8 protein-coding genes are annotated in these 14666 nt (G+C 71.3%); 2 read left to right on the forward strand and 6 right to left on the reverse strand.

Going from position 1 to position 14666, the window contains the following annotated elements; genetic code table 11:
• Positions 1-57 precede the first annotated feature (57 nt).
• Positions 58-2838, reverse strand: coding sequence for a CBM96 family carbohydrate-binding protein (locus ABT123_RS07205; RefSeq protein WP_351310660.1), 2781 nt, complete (start codon positions 2836-2838; stop codon positions 58-60).
• Between the two features lie 245 nt (positions 2839-3083).
• On the reverse strand, positions 3084-4097 hold the full coding sequence (gmd, locus tag ABT123_RS07210) for a GDP-mannose 4,6-dehydratase (protein WP_351310662.1): 1014 nt from the start codon (positions 4095-4097) through the stop codon (positions 3084-3086).
• A 253-nt stretch (positions 4098-4350) separates the two neighbouring features.
• Here gmd and ABT123_RS07215 point away from each other — a divergent pair, with 253 nt between their 5' ends.
• On the forward strand, positions 4351-5298 hold the full coding sequence (locus ABT123_RS07215) for a GDP-L-fucose synthase family protein (RefSeq protein ID WP_351310664.1): 948 nt from the start codon (positions 4351-4353) through the stop codon (positions 5296-5298).
• Between the two features lie 17 nt (positions 5299-5315).
• Here the strand turns inward: ABT123_RS07215 and ABT123_RS07220 are convergent, their stop codons facing one another.
• On the reverse strand, positions 5316-6791 hold the full coding sequence (locus tag ABT123_RS07220; RefSeq protein WP_351310666.1) for a sugar transferase: 1476 nt from the start codon (positions 6789-6791) through the stop codon (positions 5316-5318).
• Positions 6792-7172: 381 nt separating this feature from the next.
• On the opposite strand from ABT123_RS07220, the gene ABT123_RS07225 reads away from it, so the two are divergent.
• A complete protein-coding gene (locus ABT123_RS07225) occupies positions 7173-9440 on the forward strand; it encodes a M4 family metallopeptidase (RefSeq protein WP_351310668.1) in 2268 nt (755 codons plus the stop codon).
• An 80-nt stretch (positions 9441-9520) separates the two neighbouring features.
• On the opposite strand, the gene ABT123_RS07230 is transcribed toward ABT123_RS07225, so the two are convergent.
• From ABT123_RS07230 to glgP, 3 genes are all read right to left on the reverse strand, one after another.
• Positions 9521-10147, reverse strand: coding sequence for a hypothetical protein (locus ABT123_RS07230; protein WP_351310670.1), 627 nt, complete (start codon positions 10145-10147; stop codon positions 9521-9523).
• Positions 10148-10260: 113 nt separating this feature from the next.
• On the reverse strand, positions 10261-11796 hold the full coding sequence (locus ABT123_RS07235; protein ID WP_351310671.1) for an MFS transporter: 1536 nt from the start codon (positions 11794-11796) through the stop codon (positions 10261-10263).
• A gap of 201 nt (positions 11797-11997) precedes the next feature.
• A complete protein-coding gene (gene glgP / locus ABT123_RS07240; RefSeq protein ID WP_351310673.1) occupies positions 11998-14649 on the reverse strand; it encodes an alpha-glucan family phosphorylase in 2652 nt (883 codons plus the stop codon).
• Between the last annotated feature and the right edge of the window lie 17 nt (positions 14650-14666).

Genomic DNA, 14666 nt, shown 5'->3' on the forward strand with positions numbered 1-14666 from the left:
ATCGCTGAGTCGGCTGAGGGGCCCGGCCCGAAGGCCGGGCCCCGCAGCCGCCCGTCGTTACTTCGGGCCGAAGGTGAGGATCAGCTGCGGGGTGCCCTCAGCTGCCGTCGCCTCGGAGGACCAGATCCACAGCGGGTCGGTGCCCGCGCTGGTCAGGGCCATGTCGTAGCTGGTGCCCAGCACCGCGGAGACCGCAGCCGTGTCCAGGTCCACGTTGTGGATAGCCGAACCGTCCGCGATGCCCGTGATCGAGCCCAGCGGGGTGGTGCCCAGGGTCGGCTTGGTGTTGAACGTGGTGCCCGCGCCGCTCCAGGTGCCGGTGACCGGAACCACCGAGACCTTGTCGGCCGTGCCGGCGCCCGCCTGCGTGGTGGTCTTGATCTGCAGCGAGGCCGACTTCAGCACCTGCCCGGCGGGAGCCGCCGGCAGGGTGAAGCGCAGGTACGTCTCGTACGCCGCGGTGCCGCGCACCGCGAGCGAGGTGGACGTGCCGTACGCGGTGCTCGGGGCGCCCTGGTTGATGTAGGTGTCCTCGGTCGCGGAGACCTTGGAGACCGTGTCGGTCGGGGCCTTGGCCAGGTCGTAGTGGTTCTTGACCTGCGCCTGGGTCAGCGCGCTCGGGTAGACGGCCGTCTCGTCGATCTGTCCGGCGAAGAAGTTGCTCGTCGGACGGTTCGGCCAGCTGGCCAGGTTGTCGCCGCCGACGTGCCAGTAGCCCGCGTAGTCGGCGTGGGTGGTGACGTTGAGCGTGCCCTTGTTCTGGCCGTCCACGTACAGGGCCATGCCGGCCGGACCCTGGGTGGCGACCACGTGGTGCCACTTGTTGTCGTTGTACGTCTCGAACAGACCCGTGGTGATGGTGCGGGCGGAGCCGCTGTACACGCCGAACGCGAGACGGCCCGTGTTCGTCATGTAGATCTGCTTGTCGAACGTGCCGCTGTTACGGGTGGTGTTGTTGCCGAACCCGATCAGCTTGCCGCCGCGCGAGGTCCCGGTCTTGAACCAGGTCTCCAGGGTGTACGTGGCGCCCACCGTCTGGCGGCGGTCGCTGTGCACCTGCTGGCTGGTGCCGTTGAAGCCCATCGCGGTGCTGGAACCGGTGACGGCGCCGGGCGTCTGGCGCAGGGCCGGAGCGTTGACCTGGACACCGCTGGTGTTGCCGGAGACCGAGGAGTCGGCGACGTACGGGCTGACCGTGTCGTCGTAGCGCCAGTACAGCTTGGCGCCGTCCTCGCGGACCTGGTTCGGGTAGGACTGGGCCGTGGCCGGGACGGTCACCGGGGCGGTGGCCGACAGGGCGCTGGTGTTGCCCGCCGCGTCGGTGGCGGTCACCCGGTAGGTGTAGGACTGGCCGGCCTTGACCGTGGTGTCGGTCCAGGAGGCCTGCGGGCGCTGCCACTCCAGCGAGCTGGCGGTGACCGAGGCGATCGGGGTGCCCGAGCCATTGCGGTAGATGCGGTAGGTCAGCTTGCTGTCGTCCGCGTCGTAGCTGGTGCGCCAGCGGACCTGGGCCTCGCCGGGCTTGACGCTGGCGGCGCTGACGACCGGAGTGGTCGGGGCGCCGACGTCGCCGGTGGAGGCGAACCGGGTCAGGCCCTGCTGCTCGACGCCGTTGATGAGGGTGAACTCACCGCCGACCCACATGTACTTGACGTCGTTCTTCTCCGCCACCGCCATCACGCGCGGGCCGATGCCCTCGCCGATGCCGTCGTTGGCGGTGGGGTGCCAGCCGAGCTTGCCCGGGCCGCGCACAAAGCCGTCCACGGGCGCGGGGGCGGCGCCGGTGTGGTCGGTGGGCTGGGCCAGCATGAAGTGGCGCTTGCCGTCGGGGAACTCCTGCTCGGTGGAGCAGTCGTGCGCGTGCGAGGAGCTGTAGAGCACCCCGTCGTACGGCAGCACGAACTGGGTGGCACCCAGGCAGCGGTCCCGCCACTTCTCGCTGAAGTCGCTGAGCTTGAGGCCGATGCGGCCGTCGAACACACCGCCGCCGGAGCCCTCGTTGCCGGTGTAGAAGCCGGTCTCGTCGGTGGAGATGTCCTTGACGACCGAGTTGCTCGGAATGTTGCTGTACGTCTTCTTCACCGCGCCGGAGGTGGCGTCGACCACGGCCAGGGCGTGGGTGTTGGAGCCGTTGACGCTGAAGAAGTCACCGCCGATCAGCACGTTCTTGCCGTCCGGGGTGACCTCGATGGCGCGGCCCGGCTCGTCGGCGTTGGCGGTGAAGGGCTTCAGGGCACCGGAGCCGGCGTCGACCGCGGCGAACCGCTCGCGGGTCTCGCCCTCGACGGTGCCGAAGTCGCCGGCCGCGTACAGGGTGTCGTCGGTGACCGCGAGCGCGCGCACGGTGGCCGGGAAGGCCGGGTGGAAGGAGGCCTTGGGCGCGCAGGAGGCGATGTCGATCGCGGCGACGCTGCTCACCGGGGTGCCGTTGACGGCGCCGAAGTAGCCGCCCGCGTACAGGGTCTTCTTGTCCTTGGAGACGACCAGGGACCGCACGGTCGCGGAGCCGTCGCCGATGGTGAAGGAGAGCTTGCACGAGGTGGGGGCCCCGGTCGCGGCGTCCAGCGCCACGAAGTTCACGGCGTCCTGTTCGGTGCCGCTGCCCGCGTTCTCGGGCGGGCGGACGGCCGAGAAGGTACCGCCGGCGAAGACGGTGCCGTTCGCCTCGGCCATGGCGAAAACGATGCCGTTGGGCTGCCAGGTCGGCAGCGCGTCGGCGGTGAAGGCCACCGGCTGGGTGATGGCCGACGCCTGGGGCATGAGCACCAGGCCAAGGCCGGTGCCGGCACCGGCCAGTGACAGGACGAGGGCAACAGTCAGCCCTCTGGATCTACGCATGAGCCCCCCAGGGCATCGCCCGGTTGAATGGCTGGAACTATCCGAACAGCCATATGTACTGGCGCAGACTAGGGCTCGCGTGAGGGCCCGGTCACCTCACTTGACCCATTGCATACCAACTTGGAATCAACGGGTCCGGCGCGAAGGGTGTGCTGCGGACATACGGCGGAGTTTGTCCTGGTCATCCCCGGTGGGAGTTGACCAGGACAGGTAAATCGTAAGGTACCTGCAGTAACGCAGAGGCCTCAGCGGTCGATCCGGACGGTCACTCCGGCGAGCTGGTCCTCGACCTGGCGGATGTCCGCGTCGACCATGATCCGGGCCAGTTCCTCGACCAGGACCGTCGGCTTCCAGCCGAGCAGCTCCTGCGCCTTGCTCGCGTCGCCGATGAGGGCGTCGACCTCGCTGGGGCGCTCGTACTTGGGGTCGTAGCGCACGTGCTCGTTCCAGTCGAGACCGGCGTGCGAGAAGGAGGACTCGACGAACTGGCGGACGGTCGCGGCGACGCCGGTGGCGACCACGTAGTCGGTGGGCTCGTCCTGCTGGAGCATCCGCCACATGGCGTCCACGTACTCGGGGGCGTAGCCCCAGTCGCGGACGGCGTCGAGGTTGCCGAGGTACAGCTTCTCCTGGAGGCCGGCCTTGATCCGGGCCACCGCGCGGGTGATCTTGCGGGTCACGAAGGTCTCGCCGCGGCGCGGGGACTCGTGGTTGAAGAGGATGCCGTTGACCGCGAACATGTCGTAGGCCTCGCGGTAGTTCACCGTGGTCCAGTACGCGAAGACCTTCGCGGCGCCGTACGGGCTGCGCGGGTGGAACGGGGTCTGCTCGTTCTGCGGCGGCGGGGTGGAGCCGAACATCTCGGAGGACGAGGCCTGGTAGATCCGGGTGTCCACGCCGCTGGCCCGGATGGCCTCCAGCAGCCGGAGCGCGCCGAGGCCGGTGACGTCACCCGTGTAGAGCGGGGCGTCGAAGGAGACCCGGACATGGGACTGGGCGCCCAGGTTGTAGACCTCGTCGGGGCGTATGTCACGCAGCAGGTTCACCAGCGCCACGCCGTCGGAGAGGTCGGCGTGGTGCAGGACCAGGGACCGGTTGGCGGTCTGCGGGTCCTGGTAGATGTGGTCGATCCGCTCGGTGTTGAAGCTGGACGAGCGCCGCACGAGGCCGTGCACCGTGTAGCCCTTGGAGAGCAGCAGCTCGGCCAGGTACGAGCCGTCCTGCCCGGTGACGCCGGTGATCAGCGCGGTCTTGCTCATGCGGGTTCCCCCCCGGGGGTTGTCGTGGTTCGTGTCGTGCGGTCCCGGGGCGGCGCCCCGGCAACGCTGCGGTCATGCGGATCCCCGCATGGTACGCCTGGGCTGCCCCCTGCCCGGCGGGGGCCGATGCCGCGCAGTGGCATTCCCAGCCCGAGCGGCGTTTGAGCGGGCCCGGCCGGAGGCGCCGGGTGCGGGGCGCAGCCGGGCCGGGGTAAAGGTGGTCCTGCCAGATGGCACTGGCATTATCGGCGGTATGACAAATCCGGAGTCGTACCTGCCCCCGCACGCCCGCATCTTCGTCGCCGGCCACCGCGGTCTCGTCGGGTCGGCGGTCGTCCGGCGGCTCACCGCCGACGGCCACGAGGTGATCACCCGCAGCCGTGCGGAGCTCGACCTGCGGGACGCCGCCGCAACCGGCGCGTTCCTGAAGGAGGTCCGCCCGGACGCCGTCGTGCTGGCCGCCGCCAAGGTCGGCGGGATCATGGCCAACAGCCGCTACCCGGTGCAGTTCCTGGAGGAGAACCTGCAGATCCAGCTCAGCGTGATCGGCGGCGCCCACGCCGCCGGCGTGGGCCGGCTGCTGTTCCTCGGCTCCTCCTGCATCTACCCCAAGCTGGCCCCGCAGCCCATCCCCGAGGACGCCCTGCTGACCGGCCCGCTGGAGCCGACCAACGAGGCGTACGCGATCGCCAAGATCGCCGGCATCGTGCAGGTCCAGTCGTACCGCAAGCAGTACGGCGCCTCCTACATCTCGGCCATGCCGACCAATCTCTACGGTCCGGGCGACAACTTCGACCTGGAGACCTCGCACGTCCTGCCCGCGCTGATCCGCCGCTTCCACGAGGCCGCGGAGGCCGGCCGCGAGGAGGTCGTGCTGTGGGGATCCGGCACCCCCCGCCGGGAGTTCCTGCACGTCGACGACCTGGCATCGGCCTGCGCGGTGCTGCTGAACAGCTACGACGGCGACGAGCCGGTGAACCTCGGCTGCGGCGAGGACCTCACCATCAAGGAGCTCGCCGAGACCGTCGCCGAGGTGACCGGCTTCCGCGGCCGGCTGGCCTGGGACACCTCCAAGCCGGACGGCACCCCGCGCAAGCTGCTGGACGTCAGCCGGCTGACCTCCCTCGGCTGGAAGCCGGGCATCCCGCTGCGGGACGGCATCGCCTCGACCTACCGCTGGTGGCTCGACGCGGGGAAGTGAGCTCGGCATGAGTCCGCTCAGTACGCTCCGCGCCCGTCCACCACGGCGCGGAACGTACGGCCCATGACGTCGACATCGCTGGTGAAGGACCAGTTGTCCACGTACTGCAGATCCAGCTGAATGGTTTCATCCCAGGACAGATCAGACCGTCCGCTGATCTGCCACAGTCCGGTCATCCCGGGCCGTACGGCCAGCCGCCGCAGCTCGACCTGGTCGTACTGCGCCACCTCCTCGGGCAGCGGCGGACGCGGACCGACCAGGGACATGTGCCCGGTCAGTACGTTCAGCAGCTGCGGCAGCTCGTCCAGCGAGGTGCGGCGCAGCAGCCGGCCCACCCGGGTCACCCGGGGGTCGCGGCGCATCTTGAACATCAGGCCGTCGTTCTCGTTGGCCCCCGCCAGGTCCGCCTTGCGCCGGTCGGCGTCGACCACCATGGTGCGGAACTTCCACATCACGAACGGCACTCCGTGCCGCCCTATGCGCCGCTGCCGGTAGAACGCCGGGCCCGCGCTGCCGAGCCGGATCGCGGCGACGACGCCCAGGAAGACCGGGGCCAGGACCAGCAGTCCGAGACCCGCGCCGGCCCGGTCGAACACCGACTTGAGCACCGGCTGGACCCCGCCCCGGACCGGCGGCGCGACCCGCAGCACGGCGAGCCCGCCCGCCGAGAGGGTCTCCAGGCGCTTGACCGAGACCTCCACCAGGCCGGGGAAGACCGCCAGTTCCAGTCCCGCGTCGTGCAGCGCCCAGGCCACCCGGCGCAGCCGCTCCCCGGAGATCCGGGTCCCGGGGACGACCAGGACCAGGTCGGCATGGTGGCTGTGGACCGCGGCCATGACCGAGTCGGCATCGCCGTCCGGAGCCTCGGGCATCTCGTCGCCGAGCCGGGCCGCGACCGGTATGCCCCCGGTGAGAGGGCCGGCACCGACCGGGACCACGCCCACCACCACGTACGGGTGGTCGGTCCGCGCGGCGAGGTGCGCGGTGACCTCGTCGGCCGCTCCGGGTTCGCCGACGACCAGCACCCGGCTGACCGCCTGCGCCTCGCGGCGGGCGGCGGACAGGTGCCGGTAGGTCAGCTTGTGGCAGGCGACGGTGATCAGGAGGGCGGGCAGCAGCGAACCGAGCGCGGCCAGCCGCGGGGTGCTCTCGTCGAGCGCGGCCCGGGCCACGGCCAGGACACCGATCAGAATCAGCCAGTCATGGACGACGGGCAGCACGCCCCGGGATTCTCCGAGCGCCCGGGTGGCATACCGCCGGCGGAGCGCCTGCACCCCCACCCAGGCAACGGCCGCACCTGCCGCGCAGAAGAGCGGACGATCCTGCTGAGCGGCATCGAAGACCAGGCCGACCGGTACGGCGGCACCGAGCACGTCGGCGGTCAGCGCGGCAGGCAGGTACCAGCGGGCCTTGTCGCCGAGGCGCCGTGACGGCACAGTCGACTCCCGGGCCGTTCTGGCCACTCTTTGCGCAGGAATACGGACATGCCTCATGGGCCCCCCTGGCACGTGGTCTATGACAAAGGCGAGTGCCCGTGGCTTCCCCAAACGACGGACTCAGTCGCACCGGGAAACAGTACGACAAACACCCGTACGGTAAACGTCGTTTGCCTCAACCATGTCTCTTGTTGTCCGTTCGTTAGCATCCGGCGGATCAGGTTCCGGTTTGTGGGCGCCATACGGCACATACGAAAGTGAACGGTTCGGATATCGGACCCTTCACTTCGGACAACGGACCCTTTCCGGCCAATCTTTTGACGCGGCCCTGACAGTTGGCTCTGCAGCTGGCACTCTTCGATCCGTTCTGCGCACAGCCCTGTTCTGCCCGGAGGCCCACCCAGCCGTCCGGAACCCCCCTTGCAGAAGGAGTCTGCGTTGAGTCCCACCCCCCATCGGCGCGCCACCGCGGCCGGCGCTCTCATTGCCGCGGCGGCACTGCTCGCCGTCGGCATGCAGACCACGACCGCCACTGCCGACGCCACCGCGTCGCAGGCCCGCCAGGCCGCCCAGCCCAACCCGGGCGCGGTCGCCCTCAAGCTCAGCCCCTCCGAGCGTGCGACGCTCATAGCCGACGCGAACTCCACCACCGCCCAGGCGGCCAGGGCTCTCGGTCTCGGCAACCAGGAAAAGCTGATCGTCCGTGACGTGGTCAAGGACGCGGACGGCACCACGCACACCACCTACGAGCGGACCTACGGCGGGCTGCCGGTCCTCGGCGGCGACCTGACGGTCCACGCCAAGGGCGGCGTCACCAAGAGCGTCACCAAGGCGACCCAGCACGAGATCAAGGTCGCCGACACCACCGCCACCGTCACCCCGGCCGCGGCCGAGGGCCAGGCGCTCTCCGCCGCCAAGGCCGAGGGCTCGAAGGACACCAAGGCCGCGAAGAACGCCCGCAAGGTGATCTGGGCGGCCGAGGGCGTGCCGGTCCTCGCATACGAGACCGTCGTCGGCGGCCTCCAGCACGACGGCACCCCGAACGAGCTGCACGTGGTCACCGACGCCAAGACCGGCGCGAAGATCACCGAGTGGCAGGCCGTCGAGACCGGCACCGGCAACACCATGTACAGCGGCCAGGTGACCCTGGGCACCAGCCAGTCGGGCAGCAACTTCACCCTGACCGACGCGGCCCGCGGCGCCCACAAGACGTACAACCTCAACCGGGGCAGCTCCGGCACCGGGACGCTCTTCTCCGGCCCGGACGACATCTGGGGCAACGGCCAGCCCGCCAACCTGGAGACGGCCGGCGCGGACGCCCACTACGGTGCGGCCGTCACCTGGGACTACTACAAGAACGTGCACGGCCGCAACGGCCTGCGCAACGACGGCGTGGCCCCGTACTCCCGGGTCCACTACGGCAACGCGTACGTCAACGCCTTCTGGCAGGACTCCTGCTTCTGCATGACCTACGGCGACGGCGAGGGCAACAACAAGCCGCTCACCTCCACCGACGTGGCCGCGCACGAGATGACCCACGGCCTCACCTCGGTCACCGGCAACATGACCTACAGCGGTGAGCCCGGCGGTCTGAACGAGGCGACCTCGGACATCATGGCCGCGGCCGTGGAGTTCTACGCCAACAACCCGCAGGACGTCGGCGACTACCTGGTCGGCGAGAAGATCGACATCCGGGGCAACGGCACGCCGCTGCGCTACATGGACAAGCCGAGCAAGGACGGCTCCTCCAAGGACGCCTGGTACTCCGGCATCGGCTCGATCGACGTCCACTACTCCTCGGGCCCGGCCAACCACTGGTACTACCTGGCCTCCGAGGGCTCCGGCGCCAAGGTCGTCAACGGCGTGAGCTACGACTCGCCGACCTCCGACGGCCTCCCGGTCACCGCGATCGGCCGGGACGCCGCCTCCAAGATCTGGTTCCGCGCGCTGACGGCGGGCTACTTCAAGTCCAACACCAACTACGCCGCCGCGCGTACGGCCACCCTGCAGGCCGCCGCCGACCTGTACGGCCAGGGCTCGACCATCTACAACAACGCCGCCAACGCCTGGGCCGGTGTCAACGTCGGCCCGCGCATCGTCAGCGGTGTGACGGTCCAGCCCATCGCCAACCAGAACACCCAGATCAACACCGCGGTGAGCCTGCAGGTCCAGGCCACCAGCACCAACCCGGGTGCGCTGAGCTACGCGGCGACCGGCCTGCCGGCCGGGCTGTCGATCAACTCCTCCACCGGCCTGATCTCGGGCACGGCCACCACCGCCGGCACGTCCAACGTGACCGTCACGGTGACCGACTCGCAGAGCAAGACCGGGACGGCGTCCTTCACCTGGGTCGTCGGCACCGTGGAGCAGAACGTGTTCGAGAACACGGCCGACTACCAGATCGCGGACAACTCGACGGTCGAGTCCCCGATCACGGTGACCCGTTCGGGCAACGCCCCGAGCACCCTCAAGGTGGACGTGAACATCGTCCACACCTACGTCGGTGACCTGCGGGTCGACCTGGTCGCCCCCGACGGCACCGTCTACAACCTGCGCAACCGCACGGGTGGCAGCGCGGACAACATCGTCCAGAGCTTCACCGTGAACGCCTCCTCCGAGGTCGCCAACGGTGTCTGGAAGCTCCGCGTCGCGGACCTCGCCAGCATCGACACCGGCTACATCAACAGCTGGAAGCTCACCTTCTAGTACCACCGGCACCACCCACAGAACGCGGAGCGGCCCGGGGACTCACACCTCCCCGGGCCGTTCTGCACCTATCGGCAGGCTCAGGGGATGTCGCGGAAGATGACGTCGAACAGGTCGGGCTCGCCCTTCCCGGCCTCGCCGCCCGGGTGGTGCCCGGCCCGCTCTTCCTCGCCGGGCTCCTCTTCGGCCCCGTCCGGCTTGGACTCGTCGATCACCTCGGCGGGCTCCTCCGCAGCCTCCTCCGCGGGGGGCTGCTCATCGCCCCGGCTGTTGTCCGCCTCCTCCATGTCGTCGACGTCCTCGTCAACGACCTCGTCCCCGTTGCCGCCGGTGTTCTCGTCCTCCCGCGGCGGGCGCTCCTTGTCGCGCACCCGCTCGAAGCGGACCGCGACCGCCTCGAAGTCGGAAACGCTCTCGTGCGGTCCGGCCACCGCGACCGGGTCCCCCGCGCACCCGTCGTTGTCGAACAGCAGGGCCGCCCGGTCCGTGCCGTTGAACGCGGACACCGCCGGCTCGCGCCGACTGGTGCCGTTCAGCAGGTAGCAGGTGTTGTCACCGGCCGGCCTGAGCTGTGCGCGCCGCTCTCTGCCGTCGTCGAAGAAGGCGTAGTTCAGGGTGTCGCCGCCGTCGGCCAGGGCCTGGCCCGAGACGGGGAGCACGAGCGCGAAGGCGCCGGCGAAGGCGACCGCGGTGGTGCGAAGACGCATGGGGGGATTCCGTTCTTCCGCGAGGTGGGTGCCGGTCCGGTTGGCATCCAGGAGGGAGCGTAGAAGCGGAGTACAGAAGTGAAACGTTTCTCCCCGCAGGGGCGTTCGGAGGTTCACCCAGAGAGTCCCGGACCGGTGCTCACACCCTCCCGCGACCGAACGGGCGTACGCCCCTGGTGCGTTGCCGCCGGGACCGTCCGTACGAGCACCAGCACGGCCAGCGCACCGAGCAGCCCCAGCACCCCCGACACCACAAAAGTGGCCCGCAGTCCGGCCGCGAAGGCCGGGTCCACCAGCGGCGCCAGACCGGCCGCCCCGGCGCCTTCGACGGGCCGGCCGGCGGCCAGCGCCTGCGCCGTGCCGTGCGCATCCGCCGCGCCCGCCCCGGTCAGCCCGCGCACCAGACCCGCCTGGAAGGCCGCGCCCAGCACCGCGATGCCCAGCGCATTGCCCAGCTGCCGCGCGGTGTTCAGGGCGCCGCCGGCCATGCCCGCCCGGGCCGGCGGCACCACCGCCATCGCCGTGGCGGCCAGGGCCGGCGCGGCCAGGCCCGCCCCCAGACCCGCGACCACCAGCCCGGGCAGCAGCACCGGCCAGCCGTCCCCGGCATCCAGCATCAGGGCCTGGAGCAGCGCCCCCGCCCCGGTCAGCAGCAGCCCGCCGCCCACGCTCAGCCGGGGCGGCAGCCCGTGCAGCCACCGCCCGCCGAACGCCGAGACGGCGAAGGCCGCAAGGCTCAGCGGTACCAGCACCAGCCCGGCCGCGACCGGGTCCATGCCCTCGGCCGACTGGAGCCAGAGGGAGACCTGCAGCAGGGAGGAGAACGCCGCGCCCGAGAGCAGCAGGGCACCCAGCAGGATCCCGGTGAAGGTGCGGTCGCGGAACAGCGAGAGGTCCAGCATCGGGTGGGCGCCGCGCAGTTCGGCCGCCACGAAGGCGGCGAGGGCGAGGACGGCCAGGCCGAGCAGGCCGAGGGAGGCGGGTTCCGTCCAGCCGTGCTCGCCGGCCCGGATAAGCGCGTAGGTCAGGGCGGCGGCACCGAGGGTGAAGGCGGCCGTGCCGGGCAGGTCCAGGCCCTTGGCACGGCCGTGCGGGTCGCGGGACTCGGCGACGGCCCGGCGGGTGACGTACACGGCGAGGGCGCAGACCGGCAGGTTGATGAAGAAGATCCAGCGCCAGCCCAGGTGTTCGGTGAGCACTCCCCCGATGATCGGACCGGCCGCGGCGGCGGCGCCGTTGACCGCTCCCCACACGCCGAACGCGACCCCGCGGTCCCGCCCTTGGTAGGAGGAGCTCAGCAGGGCCATGGTGGTGGCGAACATGGCCGCCCCGCCCGCGCCCTGCACCGCCCGGAAGGCGATCAGCGCTCCGGCACCGGTGGCCAGTCCGCAGGCCAGCGAGGCCGCCGCGAACAGGCCCAGCCCGCCGAGGTAGACCCGGCGGCGCCCGGCCCGGTCGGCGAGCGCGCCCGCCCCGAGCAGCAGGGCGGCCAGGGCCAGGGCGTAGATGTCCATGACCCACTGGAGTCCGGCGAACGAACCGTTCAGGCCGTCCGCCATCTCGGGCAGGGCAACGGTGACGATGGTGACGTCCACCAGCAGCATGAACGCCCCGAGGCAGACCGCGGTCAGCGGCAGCCATTTGCGCATCGGCGGGCTCCTTCGGGGTGCGGCGCCCCGCGCAGCCGGCACGCTCCGGGCCGGGGGTGTACCGCCCAGTACCCCATGCGGAGATCGAGTCCCGCCCTAATCCGCCTATGGCGGCGGCCTCGGGAGCAGCCACGGGACGGAACGGGCGGCCGGTCCGCCCGGCCGCCCGCCCGCTCCCCCTGTGCGCCGCTCGGCGCGGCCTCAGCGCAGCGGCAGTGCGCCTCCCTCCGCCGCACCGGCCGCCTCGGACGGGGCCGCGAGCAGCCCCAGTTCGGCCGGGGTCGCCAGCAGCGGGTGGGTGGGCAGGATACGCACGGTGTAGCCGAACGGCCCGGTGCGGTCCAGGGCGAGCGGCCCCTCGTACAGCCAGCGGCCCTCCAGGTCCGGGCCGGAGGCCGGCTTCAGCGGGAAGGTGCGGGCGTCCGCGATCACATCGTGGGCGTCCACCCGTCCGGCGAGGGCCTGGACCTCCACCTCCTCGGGGCTCAGGGCGGCGAGGTCCACCTGCACCCGCAGGGTGAGCGTGGCGCCGAGTTCGGCGGTGCCGTTCACCGGGGTGGTGGCGAGCGCCTCCACATGGCCGACGGACACCCGCGGCCACACCTCCCGGACCCGGCTCTTCCAGGCGGCGAGGTCCTGGGCGGCTGCCGCGGTCAGGGCCCGGTGGGCGAGTGCGGCGGGTGCGTAGAGCCGCTCGACGTACTCCCGGACCATTCGTCCGGCGAGCACCTTCGGGCCGAGCGACACCAGGGTCCGGCGGACCATCTCGATCCACCGCGAGGGCAGCCGGCCGGGGCCGGACCGGTCGTAGAAGCGGGGTGCGACCCGCCGCTCGATCAGCTCGTAGAGGGCGACCGCCTCCAGGTCGTCGCGCCGCTCCTCGTCGGTGCCGTCGTCGGCGGTGGGGATGGCCCAGCCGAAGTCCGGCTCGAACCATTCGTCCCACCAGCCGTCCAGTACGGACAGGTTGAGGCAGCCGTTGAGGGCGGCCTTCATCCCGCTGGTGCCGCAGGCCTCCAGCGGCCGGAGCGGATTGTTCAGCCAGACGTCGCAGCCCGGGTAGAGCTTCTGCGCCATGGCCATGCCGTAGTCGGGCAGGAAGACGATCCGGTGCCGGACCTGCGGGTCGTCGGCGAACCGCACCAGTTCCTGGACGAGGCGCTTGCCACCGTCGTCGGCGGGATGCGCCTTGCCGGCCACCACGATCTGCACCGGTCGTTCGGGGTCGAGCAGCAGCCTGCGCAGCCGTTCCGGGTCGCGGAGCATCAGGGTGAGCCGCTTGTACGAGGGCACCCGGCGGGCGAAGCCGATGGTGAGCACGTCGGGGTCGAGCACCGAGTCCACCCAGCCGAGCTCGGCGGCCCCGGCACCGCGCTGCCGCCAGGAGGCCCGCAGCCGGTCGCGCACCTCCTGGACGAGCTGTTCGCGCAGCGCCCGGCGCAGGTCCCAGACGTCCTGGTCGGGGATGTCGGCGACGGCGTCCCAGCGCTGGGATCCGCCGACGGACAGGGCGTCCTCGGTCCGGCCGGCCCCGATCTGCCGGGCGCCCAGCCGCATGACCTCGGGCGCCACCCAGGTCGGGGCGTGCACGCCGTTGGTGACGGAGGTGATGGGCACGTCCGCGGGGTCGAATCCCGGCCACAGTCCCGCGAACATCTCGCGCGACACGGCTCCGTGCAGGGTGGAGACCCCGTTGGCCCGCTGGGCGAGCCGGAGTCCCATCACGGCCATGTTGAACACGCCGGGGTCGCCCCCGGGGTAGGTCTCGGCGCCCAGCCCCAGGACCCGGTCGACGGGGACCCCGTCCAGTTCGCCGCCCTCGCCGAAGTGCCGGGCGACGAGCGAGCGTTCGAACCGGTCGATGCCGGCGGGCACCGGGGTGTGGGTGGTGAACACGGTTCCGGCGCGGACCGCCTCCACGGCGGCGTCGAACCCGAGTCCGTGCTCCTTGGCCAGTTCCCTTATGCGTTCGAGTCCGAGGAACCCGGCGTGCCCCTCGTTGGTGTGGAACACCTCGGGTGCGGGGTGCCCGGTGATCCGGCAGTAGGTGCGCACGGCCCGGACCCCGCCGATGCCGAGCAGCATTTCCTGGAGCAGCCGGTGGTCGCTGCCGCCGCCGTAGAGCCGGTCGGTCACCTCCCGGGCGCCGGCGTCGTTGTCCTCGACATCGGAGTCGAGGAGCAGCAGCGGGACCCGGCCGACCCGGGCCTGCCAGATGTGGGCGTGCAGGGCCCGGCCGCCGGGGAGGGTGAGCGAGATCCGGGCCGGGGCGCCGTCGTGGTCCCGGAGGAGGGAGACGGGCAGCTCGTTGGGGTCGAGCACGGGGTAGTGCTCCTGCTGCCAGCCCTCCCGGGAGAGGGACTGGCGGAAGTACCCGTGCCGGTAGAGCAGGCCGACCCCGATGAGGGGGACACCGAGGTCGCTGGCGGCCTTGAGGTGGTCCCCGGCGAGGATGCCGAGGCCGCCGGAGTACTGCGGGAGGGCGGCGGTGATGCCGAACTCGGGTGAGAAGTAGGCGACGGCGGCGGGCAGCTGTCCGGCGGGCTGGGGCGGCTGCTGCGACTGGTACCACCTCTCGCCGTTCAGGTAGTCGTCGAGCTCGGCGGCTGCGGCGGCGAGCCGCCGCAGGAACCTCCGGTCCCGGGTGAGTTCTTGCAGACGGTGGTCGGAAACGGCCCCGAGCAGCCGGACGGGATCCCCGCCGGCGGCCTGCCAGCCCTCGGGATCGACGCTTTGGAAGAGTTCTCGGGTCTCGGCATGCCAGGACCAGCGCAGATTGCGCGCGAGCGAGGCGAGCGGAAGCAGGGCTTCCGGAAGGACGGGGCGCACGGTGAATCGACGGATAGCCTTCACACGTTCCACCTTCGCAG

The organism is Streptomyces sp. NPDC002054 (assembly GCF_040296685.1).
In the GTDB taxonomy this organism is placed as follows: domain Bacteria; phylum Actinomycetota; class Actinomycetes; order Streptomycetales; family Streptomycetaceae; genus Streptomyces.

Bases quoted from the DNA above. Each gene is read 5' to 3' on its own strand.
- gmd (WP_351310662.1), bottom strand. From the start codon at position 4,097: ATGAGCAAGACCGCGCTGATCACCGGCGTCACCGGGCAGGACGGCTCG.
- ABT123_RS07235 (WP_351310671.1), bottom strand. From the start codon at position 11,796: ATGCGCAAATGGCTGCCGCTGACCGCGGTCTGCCTCGGGGCGTTCATG.
- ABT123_RS07215 (WP_351310664.1), top strand. From the start codon at position 4,351: ATGACAAATCCGGAGTCGTACCTGCCCCCGCACGCCCGCATCTTCGTC.
- ABT123_RS07205 (WP_351310660.1), bottom strand. From the start codon at position 2,838: ATGCGTAGATCCAGAGGGCTGACTGTTGCCCTCGTCCTGTCACTGGCC.
- ABT123_RS07220 (WP_351310666.1), bottom strand. From the start codon at position 6,791: ATGAGGCATGTCCGTATTCCTGCGCAAAGAGTGGCCAGAACGGCCCGG.
- ABT123_RS07230 (WP_351310670.1), bottom strand. From the start codon at position 10,147: ATGCGTCTTCGCACCACCGCGGTCGCCTTCGCCGGCGCCTTCGCGCTC.